The sequence below is a fragment of the Tsukamurella paurometabola genome, assembly GCF_900631615.1.
Taxonomy (GTDB): Bacteria; Actinomycetota; Actinomycetes; order Mycobacteriales; family Mycobacteriaceae; genus Tsukamurella; species Tsukamurella paurometabola_A.
The window spans coordinates 884,664-896,920 of record NZ_LR131273.1 but is presented as its reverse complement, the minus strand read 5'-3'; the positions used below and the strand labels follow the sequence as shown (position 1 = coordinate 896,920).

Sequence of the window (12,257 nt, the reverse complement as noted above, 5' to 3'; positions counted from 1 at the left end):
CCCTCGGCGACGTGAGCGGTATACCGGTCGGACTGTCGACGGCCTCGGTCTACCCCGAGAAGCTCGAGGACGCCTTCCGGTACGCCGCGGAGACCGGCTACGACGGGGTCGAACTCATGGTCTGGCACGAGGGCGCCAGCCAGGACATCGCGAACGTCGCCGGCCTGTCCATGCGGTACGACGTGCCCGTGCTGTCCGTCCACGCGCCCTGCCTGCTCATCAGCCAGCGCGTGTGGGGGCCCGACCCCATGGCAAAGCTCGGCCGCGCCGTCACGGCCGCGGAGGACCTCGGGGCGAGCACGGTCGTCGTGCACCCGCCCTTCCGGTGGCAGCGGCGCTACGCCGAGAACTTCGTCGACCTGGTGAGCGAGCTCGAGGACGACAGCGACGTGGCCGTCGCCGTGGAGAACATGTTCCCCATGCGGCTCGACGCCTTCTTCGGGCGCCGCGGCGAGTCCGTGGAGCGGCTCAAGCGCCGCGGCCACCCCGGGACGGCCGTCTCGGCCTTCGCCCCGTCGATCGACCCGACCGACGTGGGTTACGCGAACTACACGCTGGACCTCTCGCACACCGCGACCGCCGGCGTCGACGCCCTCGAGCTCATGGACCGCATGGGCGACGGCCTGCGGCACCTGCACCTCACCGACGGTCTGGGAGCCGCCGTCGACGAGCACCTCGTGCCCGGTCGCGGCACCCAGCCCGCCGCCGAGGTGTGCCGCCGGCTGGCCGCCTCCGGCTTCGACGGGCACGTGATCCTGGAGATCGCGACGGGCTCGGCGAAGACGCCCGAGGAGCGGCGTGCGATGCTCACGGAGGCGCTGGAATTCGCGCGGGAGCACCTGCGCGCCGACCCGGCCGCCTGACGTCGAAGCACCCGAGCGGGTGCCCCGGTAAGGAGAGCGCACAGATGGCTTTGTTCGCGGACCTCGTCTCCGTCGCGAAGGCCCCCGGCGGGTACGCCGCCGAGATCGATCCCACCTGGTCGGTGGGCAGCAAGGTGCACGGCGGCGCGCTGTTGGCGCTGATCGCCTCGGCGGCGCAGGCCGCCTACCTCGACGACGGGGGAGACCCCGACGTGACGCCCGTGGTGATCTCCGCGGAGTACCTCGGCGCACCCGACCCCGGCCACGTCGAGCTGCGGACCGACGTGCGCAAGCGCGGCCGCACCACGTCGTTCGTGAACGTCGAGGCGGTGCAGGGCGACCGCGTCTACGTGCAGGCCGCCGTGACCCTCGCGCGCCGCGACGAGGGCGACGAGCGCTACGCCGAGCCGACCGCCGTCGACGCGATGCCGCCCACGCCCCCGGCCGATGCACTGGCCTGGGACCCGGAGCATCCGGCGGCCAAGATCTTCAAGGTCGGCCGCGTGGCCGAGGTGCGCTACGACGCCTCCACGCTGCCCGTGATCGAGGGGCGCACCGGTCCCGCCGAGACGCGCGGCTGGGTGCGGCTGCGCGAGGAGCCCGTCTCGGGCCTGTTCGCACTGCTCGCCACCGACATCTCGCTGCCGGTGGTCGCCAACCTCGGCGGCATCGGCTGGGCGCCCACGATCACGCTGACCGCGTCCGTGCGGCGCGAGCCCGTGGACGGCTGGCTGCGGTTCCGCGCCTCGGCGCCGGTCGTCGGGCAGCGGTGGTTCGAGGAGGACCACGTGCTGGTCGACGAGTCCGGCCACGTCGTCGCCACGTCCCGGCAGCTGGCGATGATGCCGGCGCCGCGGCCCCCGAAGTCCTGAACGCGAAGAAACGAGGAGGAACGGAGATGGATGGTCGTATCGCACTGATCGGCGGCGGACGGATCGGGGAGGCCCTGTTGGGCGGCCTGATCGCGGCCGGGCACGCGCCGGGGTCCCTGACGGTCGCCGAGCCGCACGCGGGCCGGGGCGGGGAGCTGGCGGAGCGCTACGGGGTGTCGACGGTGACCACCGTCGCCGAGGCGGTCGACGGTGCGGACCTCGTGGTGATCGCCGTCAAGCCCGATGTGGTCGGGGCGATCCTGCCGGACGTGGCGGCCGCGCTGCGCCCGGGTGCGGTGGTCTCCTCGGTGGCCGCGGGCGTGCCCACGACCGTCTACGAGGCCGCCCTGCCCGCCGGGACGCCCGTGGTGCGGGTCATGCCCAACACGGCGATGCTCGTCGGCCGGTCGATGAGCGGGATCTCCGGGGGCCGGGAGGCGACGGAGGCCCACGTGGCGCTCGTGCGGGAGGTGATGGACGCGGTGGGGCAGACCCTCGTCGTGCCGGAGGCGAAGCTCGACGCGCTCACGGCGCTGTCCGGCTCCGGGCCCGCCTACGCCTTCCTCGTCGCCGAGGCGATGATCGACGCGGGCGTCGATCTGGGGCTCACGCGGGACCAGGCGACGACCCTCGCCACCCACACGATCGCGGGCGCGGGTGCACTAATGGTTGAGACTTCCTCGTCGCCCGTCGAGCTCCGTGCGGCGGTGACTTCGCCGGGCGGCACGACGGCCGCCGCGATCCGCGAGCTGGAGAAAAACGGCCTCCGACCTGCCTTTTACGCGGCGACGAGGGCGTGTGCGGAGCGTTCGGCCGAGCTCGGTCGCCTCGCTTAGAAGGTTCGGTTAGCTCACTCCCGTCGCATTATTCCCATTGGTACCGCTAAGCTGCTCGAAGCACGTGCGTGTCAGGTCCGCCGGAGGGGAAGCCGGCGGCGCGACATGTGCCGGAGGTTAGGGATTACATGGCGTCTGCAAACAAGAACACCAAGCCCGCCGAGATCGGTGCCGGAGCCCAGGCTCCTGCGGCAGCCGGCTCGTCGTTCCTGACGGTGGCCGAGGTCGCCACCCTCATGCGGGTGTCGAAAATGACGGTCTACCGCCTGGTGCACAACGGGGAGCTCCCCGCGGTGCGCGTCGGCCGGTCCTTCCGGGTCCACGAGAAGGCCGTCCACGACTACCTGCAGACCTCGTTCTTCGACGCGGGCTAGGCCCGCGGGAAGAGCGTCTGCAGCAGCGGCGGCACGGGCGGATTTCGCCTGGGCCGCCGCGACGGGTAATGTAGAAGCCTGCTGCGTGGGCGCGGGGGCTCTTCCGTACCCGGCCGCCGCGCACCGAACATGGCAATTCGATAGAGAGACGTGAGGAACCCATGGGTTCAGTGATCAAGAAGCGCCGCAAGCGCATGTCGAAGAAGAAGCACCGCAAGCTGCTCCGCCGCACCCGGGTGCAGCGTAGGAAACTCGGCAAGTAGGCCTTCTGGTCACACTTTCATGAGAGCCCGCCCAGGACATGGGCGGGCTTTCGTGTTTCCGGTTACTCTTCAGTAATGAGCGAGTCGGTCGTCACAGCGCCGCGCGTCGTCATGGTGACGGGCGCGTCCACGTTCGTGGGCGGCTACCTCGTGCGCCGGCTGGCGCAGCGGCCGGACATCGAGCGCGTGATCGGCGTGGACGCCGTCCCGCCGACCAAGGCCATGCACCGGCGGATGGAGCCCGCCGAGTTCATCCGCGTCGACTACCGCAGCCACATCTTCGGCAAGATCATGGCGACCAACGAGGTCGACACGGTGGTGCACTGCTCCACGTCGGTCACCGACAACCACTTCCCGTCGGCGTCCACCAAGGACGCGATCGTCTTCGGTTCCATGCGGGTGTTCGCCGCATGCCAGAAGTCGGAGACGGTCAAGCGGGTCGTCATGCGCTCGGCCACGCAGGTCTACGGTTCGCGCTCGCGCAACCCCGCCCTCATCACCGAGGATCTGGTCGGCGGCGCCGCGGCCAGCGGCCACCCGCGCGACCTGCTCGACGCCGAGGCCTACGCCCGCAGCATGGCCCGCCGCCGCACCGACATCGACCTCACGATCCTGCGGCTCGCGCCCATCCTCGGGCCGAACATCGAGACGCTGCTCGGCTCGCTGTTCGAGCGCCCCGTCGTGCCGTCGATCATCGGCCGCGACGCCCGGCTGCAGTTGCTGCACCAGGACGACGCGCTGGGCGCCCTGGAACACGCCGTCGTGGCCGGGCGGCCCGGGACGTACAACATCGCCGGTGACGGCGCGATCTCCATGTCGCAGGCCATCCGCCTCTCGGGCCGGGTGCCCCTCCCCGTGGTCAAGCCCGCGTTCGGCCCCGCCGTCGCGGCGATCCGCGGCCGGGGCCGCGGCCCGACGGACAAGGTGCAGCTCGCCTACCTGAGTTTCGGCAACGCCTTCGACACCACGCGCATGCGGCGGGAACTGGGCTTCGAGCCGCGGTTCACCACGCGCCAGGCCATGGAAGACGCCGCACGCCACGGCCGCACAGAACCTACAATCGGTGTGGATTCGATCGTGGGCGTCGAGCAGCGGGTCGCCTCGCTGGCCCGGCGGCTCGCGGGAATCGGTTCCGAGTACGGCACGGCTGGACGGTAGACACATGACCAACGCTTCAGGCTCACAGCACGCGAAGGTGCTGCAGCTGCCCGTGTCCATCGACACCGCTCGCACCGAGGGGCGCGAGCGCGCGCAGCAGCGGCACCCGTCCGCGCTGACCGGTGGCCCGGCACCGTCGGCCCCGCGCCGCGAGGCCACGGTGCACGCCCTCAACCCCGACTACATCGCCGCCGCGCAGCCGGGCGAGCCCGGCCCCGGCTGGCGCGAGCGCGCCGCGGAATCGGTGGTCGACGGTGCCGCGTTCGTCCGCGAGCGGCTCACCGGCGACTACGACATCGACCCGTTCGGCTTCGACCCGCACCTGACCGACGCGCTGTTCCTCCCGGCACTGCGCCCCGTCTACGACAAGTGGTTCCGCGTGGACACCACCGGCGCCGACAATCTGCCCCGCGAGGGCGGCGCGCTGCTCGTCGCGAACCACTCCGGCGTGATCCCGCTCGACGGGCTGATGTCGGCCGTCGCGGTGCACGACAACCACCCCGACCAGCGGCACCTGCGGCTGCTCGCCGCCGACCTGGCCTTCGAGTACCCGGTGATCGGGGAGGTCGCGCGGAAGCTGGGCGCCACCGTCGCCTGCAACGCCGACGCGGAGGCGCTGCTCACCCGTGGCGAGCTGGTGGCCGTGTGGCCCGAGGGCTTCAAGGGCATCGGCAAGCTCTACCGCGACCGGTACAAGCTGCAGCGCTTCGGCCGCGGCGGCTTCGTGACCGCGGCGATCCGCGCACAGGTGCCGATCATCCCGGTGTCCATCGTGGGCGCCGAGGAGATCTACCCGATGCTCGCCGACGTCAAGCCCGTCGCCCGGCTGCTGGGCCTGCCCTACGCGCCGATCACGCCGCTGTTCCCGTGGCTCGGCCCGCTGGGCATGGTGCCGCTCCCGTCGAAGTGGCACATCGAGTTCGGCGAGCCCATCGCGACCGACCGTTTCACCGAGGCCGATGCCGACGATCCCATGGTCGTCTTCGAACTCACCGACAACGTGCGCGAGACCATCCAGCAGTCGCTGTACCGCATCCTCGCGCGCCGGAAGAACATCTTCCAGGACTTCTAGGCCGACGGTCCGCGGTGTCCGCTCAGACGCGGACGGGGCCGGTGGTGAGCGACCACGGGATCACGGGGAAGCCGTCGAGGGTGTCCGCCGCGCCGCCGGTCGTCCCGGTACCTCCGTCCGTTCCGGGGTCGCCGTCCGTTCCGGTGACGCCGATGGGCAGCTCGCGGGTCAGGTTCGCGAGCGGCGCCGCGGCGTGGACGACCTCCGGGCGGCGGAAGCGGTGGCTGAACGCCGCGGCGAGGAGGTACGCGATCGCGCCGGCGACGCCGCCGGCCACCAGCGCGTACGCGGCGCGGTCGGCCGGCGCGGTGGTGGCGGTCAGGGCCACGTCGCCGGTGGCTGCGGGGGACTGAGCGCGGAGCTCGCTCTGCACCAGCGCCAGCTGCGCGTCGATGGACTTGAGCGCGATGCCCAGTTGCGTGACGCCCTTGTCGAGCGAGGCCACCGCCGCCTGGGCGCCCGGCCGGGCACGGGCGAGGGTGGTCAGGCCGTCGCGCAGTTCGCGCGCGGCCGTGCGTGCGGAGGTGAGGCCGGCGCTGCCCCGGGCCGCGGCGGCGGCGAGGTCCCCGAGCGCCCGGTCGAGCGACGGCACGGTCTCGAGCGCGGAGAGCGGGCCGGTGCGGGCGAGCACCGCGTCGATCCGCGACCGCAGCTCGACGTCCGCGGGGTCGGTGCTGGTGGCGACGCTGGTGCGGAGCCCGCGCAGGGAGGCGCGGACGGAGCCGACCGTACTCGCCATCGCCGAGGCCTGATCGAACGTCGTGCTCCAGCCGGACGTGGTCTGCGAGACCCGCGCGAGGGTGGCCGACGCGGTCCCGGTCGACTCGAGGGAGGCGGAGAGGGATTCGGCTCCCGCCCGTGCCGTGTCGATGCTGTCGAAGATCTGCGGCACCGCCGAGGTGGCGGACGTGAGCCCCGACGCCGACGACGTGAGGGCGTCGGACAGCAGGGTGAACATCGTCCGGGAGTCGTCCGCGGCCTTGAGCGCCACCGCCGACGACGGGTCGCGGCCCACCGCGCCGGAGGCGGCGTCGGCGGCCGAGGGACCGGCGGCCAGGAAAGCGCCGCCGCCCGCGGCGAGCGCGACGAGGACGGCGAAGAGCGCGGTCCCCGACAGGGCCCAGGCGGCGCTGAGCAGAACGGGGACGCGGGCGAACATCGATCGGAGCACGGCGGGAAGAGTGGCCGCGGGTGACCTCGCCGGCAGGGGGTTCACACGATCGCCATCTCCGCAGGTCGGAGTGACGTTCAGCTCCGGAAAAACACGCCGCAGGACAGTGGGGGCACGAGCCCGCACCGGGGCGGACATCGGAGGAATACTCCGTCATCGCCCCATAACGGACATCGCGGGATCAGTCGTCGCTGAAGTGCTTGATGAGTGCGGCCGCACCGCCGATCGCGGCGCCGACACCGATGGCGGTGGGCACGCCGATCTTGGCTGCCTTGCGCCCGGTGCGGTAGTCGCGGATCTCCCAGCCGCGCACCCGCGCCACGTCGCGCAGGTCGGAGTCCGGGTTGATGGCGACCGCGGTGCCCACCAGGGAGAGCATCGGCACGTCGTTGTGGGAGTCGCTGTACGCGGTGCAGCGCTTGAGATTCAGGCCCTCGCGGATCGCGAGCGACCGCACGGCGTGCGCCTTGCCCAGGCCGTGCAGGATGTCGCCGACGAGCTTGCCGGTGAACACCCCGTCCTGCGATTCCGCCACGGTGCCGAGCGCGCCCGTCAGGCCCAGCCGGTCGGCGATGGTCTGCGCCAGTTCCACGGGGGTGGCGGTCACGAGCCACACCTGCTGACCGGCATCGAGGTGCATCTGCGCCAGCGCGCGGGTGCCCGGCCAGATCTTGTCGGCGATGATCTCGTCGTAGATCTCCTCGCCGACGGCCTTGAGTTCCTCGGTGGACCGCCCGGCGATGAAGGAGAGCGCCTTCTCGCGCCCGGCGGCCACGTCGTCGCTGTTCTCCTTGCCCGTGAGCCGGAACTTGGCCTGCGCCCACACGGCCGAGGCCAGGTCGGAGTACGAGAAGTAGTTGCGCGCGGCGAGGCCGCGGGCGAAGTGGACGATCGAGGCGCCCTGCACCATCGTGTTGTCGACGTCGAAGAAGGCCGCCGCGGTGAGGTCGGGCGGCACCTGGCCGTCCTCGCGGCCCTCCTTCTCGAGCAGGAGCGAATGGGCGGCGTCCGCACTCGCCTCGCCCGCCGCGCTCTGCCGGCGTTCGTCGGCGCTGGCCTGGTCGGACAAGGGCACCTCCCCACTCGCGTGATCCCACGTGCGTGATCTCCCCTCAACCTTAGCGGCGCGCGCGGCGGCGGGGGTGGGACACTCGGCACATGTCCGTGATCACTCTGCTCACCAGGCAGGGGTGCGGGATGTGCGCCCGCGCCCACGACGAGCTCACCGCTCTGGTCGGCGAACTCCGCGCCGCCGGCCGCCCCGTCGACTACCGGCAACTGGACGTCGACGCGCCCGGCAACACCGAGTACCGCGGCGAGTACGGCGACATGCTGCCGGTGGTCCTGCTCGACGGTGCGATGCACAGCTACTGGGATGTGGACACCGTGGGGCTGCGCGCGGAACTCGGCCCGTGAACGCCCGCGGCGGCGCGAAGCGGACATTCCGCGGCTGCCGGCGGATATCCTCGGGTGAGCGGCCCTCGCGGGTGACCCGCCGTCACCTGCACGGGTGAGGTGAGGCTGTGCGCGTTTTCCCATTTCAGGGGATGCGGGGTACCGTGCCTTAACGGGAAACTACGGACTGTAGTTCACCCGTCATGATCTTCGAAGGAGCAGCGAGGGTGTCGGTTCTGCTGTTCGGCGCGTCGCACCGCAGCGCGCCGGTGTCGGTCCTCGAGAAACTGGCGATCACCGAGACCGATCGTCCCAAGGTGCTGGCGCAGCTCATGGAGTCGCCCCACATCGACGAGGTCATGGTCGTCACCACCTGCAACCGGGTCGAGATCTACGCCGTCGTCGAGGCCTTCCACCCCGCCCTGGAAGCCGTCTCCGACGTCCTCTCCGCCCGCTCCGGCCTCACCATCAACGAGCTCAGCAAGCACGCCTTCGTGCGCTACTCCGAGGCCGCCGTCCAGCACCTCTTCTCCGTGGCCTCCGGCCTCGACTCGATGGTCGTCGGCGAGCAGCAGATCCTCGGCCAGATCCGGGGCGCCTACGCCGCCTCCGACGAGCACCAGGTCGCCGGGCGCGTGGTTCACGACCTGGCGCAGCGCGCCCTGCACGTGGGCAAGCGGGTGCACACCGACACCGGCATCGACAAGGCCGGCGCCTCCGTCGTGTCGGTCGCGCTGGATCGCGCGCAGGCGGTGCTCGCGCCGCAGGGGGGCGAAGTGCGCCGTGCCGTGGTCGTGGGTGCCGGCGCCATGGGCGGCCTCGCGGTGGCCCACCTGGCCCGCGCCGGCGCGGTCGACGTCTCGGTCGCCAATCGGACCCCCGAGAAGGCGGACCGCCTCGCGCAGGCCGCGCTCGACGCGGGCGTCGCCGCCGCGCGCGGGGTGGACATGGACGACCTGGTGGCCGCCCTCGCCGACGCCGACGTCCTCATCGCCTGCACCGGCGCCGTCGGCAGCGTCGTGAGCCTCGCCGACGTGCACTCCGCGCTGGCGCAGCGCACCGTCGACACCGATCTCGTGGTCTGCGACCTGGGCCTGCCCCGCGACGTGGACCCGGCCGTCGCCGGCCTGCCGGGCGTCACGGTCATCGACATCGACGCGCTCTCGCGCGAGCCGGGCACGCAGGCCGCGGAGGAGGACGCCGAGAAGGCCCGCCGCATCGTCTCCGACGAGCTGGCCGAATACCTCTCCGCGCAGCGCTCGGCCGAGGTCACCCCGACGGTGACGGCGCTGCGGCGCCGCGCCGCCGAGGTGGTGGAAGCCGAACTGCTGCGGCTGGATTCGCGTCTCCCGGGTCTCGAGGGCGCGGACCGGGACGAGGTGGCGCAGACGGTGCGCCGCGTCGTCGACAAGCTCCTGCACGCCCCGACGGTGCGCGTCAAACAACTGGCCGCCACCCCGGGCGGCGACTCCTACGCGGAGGCGCTGCGCGAGCTGTTCGAACTCAAGCCGGGCGCCACGGGCGCCGTCTCCGCGACCGAAGGATCCGACGACCGAAGTGTCTGACGTGACCGCCACCCCGATTCCCGACCCCATCCGCATCGGCACCCGCGGCTCGCTCCTGGCGACCACGCAGGCGGGCACCGTGCGCGACGCCCTGATCGCGGCGGGCCACCCCGCCGAGCTGGTCATCGTGACCACGCCGGGCGACCTCAGTTCCGACCCGGTCGAGAAGATCGGTGTCGGCGTCTTCACCTCCGCGCTGCGGGACGCCCTCGCGAACGGCGAGGTCGACGTGGCCGTGCACTCGTTCAAGGACCTGCCCACCGCACCCGACGAGCGGCTGTCGATGCCCGCCGTGCCGCCCCGCGAGGACTCGCGCGACGCCCTGGTGGCGCGCGACGGTCTGGTGCTGGGGGAGCTGCCCGCGGGGTCCGTGGTCGGCACCTCGAGCCCGCGGCGAGCCAGTCAGCTTACCGCACTGGGTCTGGGTTTGGAAATCCGCCCCCTACGAGGCAACCTTGACTCTCGGTTACGCAAAGTAGCGGACGGCGAACTCGACGCGATCGTGGTCGCCCTCGCCGGACTCAAGCGGATCGGTCGCCACAACGAGGTGACGGAGGCGCTGGATCCGGTGCAGATGCTGCCGGCGCCCGCACAGGGCGCACTCGCGGTGGAGTGCCGACGCGACGATGCGGAACTGCATTCCGTGCTCTCCGGCCTGGACGATCCGGTCACGCGCGCGGCGGTCACCGCCGAGCGCGCCCTCCTCGCCGAGCTGGAGGCCGGGTGTACCGCGCCCGTCGGTGCGATCGCGGAAGTCGTCGAGTCCCTCGACGACGACGGTCGGATCTTCGAGGAGCTGTCGTTGCGCGGCATCGCGCTGGCGGCGGACGGCTCCGACTCGGTCCGCGCCTCCGTGGTCGGTCCGGTGGGCGACGCCGGCGCGCTGGGCATCGCGCTGGCACGGGAGCTGCTCGACCTGGGCGCACGCGACCTGCTCGCGTAGCACCCGCAACTACTGGGAGCCGATACATGAGCCGCACTGCACAGTCCGCGAAGGCCGACACGGCAGCCGACACCGACACGGTGTCCACCCGCGTCGCCGCGAAGACGAACAAGCCCGCCCGGGGCCGGGCGGTGGCACCGGGCCGCATCACCTTCGTGGGGTCGGGCCCGGGCGATCCGGGGCTCCTCACCCTGCGTGCTGAGCAGACTATCGCGGGCGCCCGGACGGTCTACACCGACCCCGACGTTCCGCAGACCGTCGTCGACATGGTGGGCACCGCGCTGCCGGTCGAGCCCGTCGAGGCCGAGGACGCCGCCGACACGACCGCCGCGAAGGGCCGCAAGGGCGAGCCCGCCGTGCGCAACCCCGCCACCGTGCTGCCCGCGCTGGGCGAGCCCGCCGAGGTCGCCAAGACCCTGCTGACGCAGGCCCGGCACGGCCAGGACGTCGTGCGCCTCGTCGCCGGCGACCCGCTGTCGTCCGACGCCGTGCTGGCCGAGGTCAACGCCGTCGCCCGCACCCAGATCGCCTTCGAGATCGTCCCGGGCCTGGCGCCCGCGACCGCCGTCCCCACCTACGCCGGCATGGCGCTGGGCTCGTCGCACACCGAGGCCGACGTGCGCGGTGAGGTCGACTGGGCGGCCCTGGCCGCCGCACCGTCGCCCCTCGTGCTGAGCGCGACCGCCGAGCACCTCGCCGACACCGCCTCCGCGCTGGTCGAGAACGGCCTCGCGCCGCAGACGCCGGTCGCGGTGACCGCGCAGGGCTCGACCTGCAAGCAGAAGACCCTGGAGGCCACCCTGGCCACGCTCGGGGACACCGCGGCGGGCCTGACGGGTCCGCTCGTGGTCACCGTCGGCAAGGTCGTGGGCCAGCGGAACAAGCTCTCCTGGTGGGAGTCGCGCGCGCTGTACGGCTGGACCGTGCTCGTGCCCCGCACCAAGGATCAGGCCGCCGAGATGTCGAACCGGCTGCGCGCCCACGGATCCATTCCGATGGAGGTCCCGACCATCGCCGTCGAGCCGCCCCGCAGCCCCGCGCAGATGGAGCGCGCGGTCAAGGGCCTCGTCGACGGCCGGTACCAGTGGGTGGTGTTCACCTCCACGAACGCCGTGCGCGCCGTCTGGGAGAAGTTCACCGAGTTCGGCCTGGACGCCCGCGCCTTCTCCGGCGTGAAGATCGCCTGCGTCGGCGAGCAGACCGCCGCCAAGGTCCGCGCCTTCGGCATCGAGCCGGAGCTGCTGCCCACGGGCGAGCAGTCCAGCCTGGGCATGCTCGAGGTGTTCCCGCCCTTCGACGACGTCTTCGACCCGGTCAACCGCGTCCTGCTGCCGCGCGCCGACATCGCCACCGAGACCCTCGCCGAGGGGCTGCGCGACCGCGGCTGGGAGATCGACGACGTGACCGCGTACCGCACGGTGCGCGCCGCGCCGCCGCCCGCCTCGACCCGCGAGATGATCAAGTCCGGCGACTTCGACGCGGTGTGCTTCACCTCCAGCTCGACGGTGCGCAACCTCGTCGGCATCGCCGGGAAGCCGCACGCCCGCACCATCGTCGCGTGCATCGGCCCGAAGACGGCCGAGACCGCGATCGAGTTCGGCCTGCGGGTGGACGTGCAGCCCGAGACCGCGTCGGTCGAGGACCTCGTGGAGGCCCTGGCCGCCCACGCGTCCCGGCTCCGTGCGGAGGGCGCCCTGCCCCCGCCGCGGAAGAAGCCGCGCCGCTCGCGGAGCTGATGCGGCCCG

The 12,257-nt window shown here is 72.4% G+C and carries 13 protein-coding genes; 11 read left to right on the top strand and 2 right to left on the bottom strand.

Translation table 11 applies throughout. The annotated features are described in order from the left end of the window. Positions 1-11 precede the first annotated feature (11 nt). The 7 genes from ELY19_RS04680 (at position 12) to ELY19_RS04650 (ending at position 5,438) form a co-directional block, all read left to right on the top strand. A complete protein-coding gene (locus ELY19_RS04680; protein WP_126195171.1) occupies positions 12-863 on the top strand; it encodes a sugar phosphate isomerase/epimerase family protein in 852 nt (283 codons plus the stop codon). Between the two features lie 44 nt (positions 864-907). Beyond that, on the top strand, positions 908-1,735 hold the full coding sequence (locus ELY19_RS04675) for a thioesterase family protein (protein ID WP_126195170.1): 828 nt from the start codon (positions 908-910) through the stop codon (positions 1,733-1,735). A gap of 26 nt (positions 1,736-1,761) precedes the next feature. Further along, entirely contained in the window at positions 1,762-2,571 is an 810-nt protein-coding gene (proC, locus tag ELY19_RS04670; protein ID WP_126195169.1) for a pyrroline-5-carboxylate reductase, read from the top strand. Positions 2,572-2,699: 128 nt separating this feature from the next. Further along, entirely contained in the window at positions 2,700-2,945 is a 246-nt protein-coding gene (locus tag ELY19_RS04665; protein ID WP_126195168.1) for a helix-turn-helix domain-containing protein, read from the top strand. A gap of 161 nt (positions 2,946-3,106) precedes the next feature. Then, positions 3,107-3,208: a 30S ribosomal protein bS22 gene (locus ELY19_RS04660; RefSeq protein ID WP_003402602.1), complete on the top strand. Its 102-nt coding sequence runs from the start codon at positions 3,107-3,109 to the stop codon at positions 3,206-3,208. 75 nt (positions 3,209-3,283) lie between these two features. Further along, positions 3,284-4,366 (top strand): NAD-dependent epimerase/dehydratase family protein, encoded by a 1,083-nt coding sequence (locus tag ELY19_RS04655; RefSeq protein WP_126195167.1) that lies wholly within the window; start codon positions 3,284-3,286, stop codon positions 4,364-4,366. A gap of 4 nt (positions 4,367-4,370) precedes the next feature. Further along, positions 4,371-5,438, top strand: a complete 1,068-nt coding sequence (locus ELY19_RS04650) for a lysophospholipid acyltransferase family protein (protein ID WP_126195166.1) — start codon at positions 4,371-4,373, stop codon at positions 5,436-5,438. 22 nt (positions 5,439-5,460) lie between these two features. On the opposite strand, the gene ELY19_RS04645 is transcribed toward ELY19_RS04650, so the two are convergent. Together ELY19_RS04645 and ELY19_RS04640 are read right to left on the bottom strand one after the other, a co-directional pair. Continuing rightward, positions 5,461-6,609 (bottom strand): hypothetical protein, encoded by a 1,149-nt coding sequence (locus tag ELY19_RS04645; RefSeq protein ID WP_126195165.1) that lies wholly within the window; start codon positions 6,607-6,609, stop codon positions 5,461-5,463. Between the two features lie 181 nt (positions 6,610-6,790). Continuing rightward, on the bottom strand, positions 6,791-7,684 hold the full coding sequence (locus ELY19_RS04640; RefSeq protein WP_374101504.1) for an HAD family hydrolase: 894 nt from the start codon (positions 7,682-7,684) through the stop codon (positions 6,791-6,793). An 83-nt stretch (positions 7,685-7,767) separates the two neighbouring features. Here ELY19_RS04640 and ELY19_RS04635 point away from each other — a divergent pair, with 83 nt between their 5' ends. From ELY19_RS04635 to ELY19_RS04620, 4 genes are all read left to right on the top strand, one after another. Then, positions 7,768-8,025, top strand: coding sequence for a glutaredoxin family protein (locus ELY19_RS04635; RefSeq protein WP_126195163.1), 258 nt, complete (start codon positions 7,768-7,770; stop codon positions 8,023-8,025). Positions 8,026-8,231: 206 nt separating this feature from the next. Then, positions 8,232-9,569 (top strand): glutamyl-tRNA reductase, encoded by a 1,338-nt coding sequence (locus ELY19_RS04630; RefSeq protein ID WP_126195162.1) that lies wholly within the window; start codon positions 8,232-8,234, stop codon positions 9,567-9,569. Then, entirely contained in the window at positions 9,562-10,512 is a 951-nt protein-coding gene (hemC, locus tag ELY19_RS04625; RefSeq protein WP_126195161.1) for a hydroxymethylbilane synthase, read from the top strand. The genes ELY19_RS04630 and hemC overlap by 8 nt, the downstream gene beginning before the upstream one ends. A 26-nt stretch (positions 10,513-10,538) precedes the next feature. Next, positions 10,539-12,248, top strand: a complete 1,710-nt coding sequence (locus ELY19_RS04620; protein WP_227967185.1) for a bifunctional uroporphyrinogen-III C-methyltransferase/uroporphyrinogen-III synthase — start codon at positions 10,539-10,541, stop codon at positions 12,246-12,248. Positions 12,249-12,257: the final 9 nt, after the last annotated feature.

What these genes read in the sequence shown, in the direction of transcription:
- ELY19_RS04650 (WP_126195166.1), top strand. Translation starts at nt 4,371, where the DNA reads ATGACCAACGCTTCAGGCTCACAGCACGCGAAGGTGCTGCAGCTGCCC.
- ELY19_RS04675 (WP_126195170.1), top strand. Translation starts at nt 908, where the DNA reads ATGGCTTTGTTCGCGGACCTCGTCTCCGTCGCGAAGGCCCCCGGCGGG.
- ELY19_RS04655 (WP_126195167.1), top strand. Translation starts at nt 3,284, where the DNA reads ATGAGCGAGTCGGTCGTCACAGCGCCGCGCGTCGTCATGGTGACGGGC.
- ELY19_RS04635 (WP_126195163.1), top strand. Translation starts at nt 7,768, where the DNA reads ATGTCCGTGATCACTCTGCTCACCAGGCAGGGGTGCGGGATGTGCGCC.
- ELY19_RS04665 (WP_126195168.1), top strand. Translation starts at nt 2,700, where the DNA reads ATGGCGTCTGCAAACAAGAACACCAAGCCCGCCGAGATCGGTGCCGGA.
- ELY19_RS04620 (WP_227967185.1), top strand. Translation starts at nt 10,539, where the DNA reads ATGAGCCGCACTGCACAGTCCGCGAAGGCCGACACGGCAGCCGACACC.
- ELY19_RS04660 (WP_003402602.1), top strand. Translation starts at nt 3,107, where the DNA reads ATGGGTTCAGTGATCAAGAAGCGCCGCAAGCGCATGTCGAAGAAGAAG.
- proC (WP_126195169.1), top strand. Translation starts at nt 1,762, where the DNA reads ATGGATGGTCGTATCGCACTGATCGGCGGCGGACGGATCGGGGAGGCC.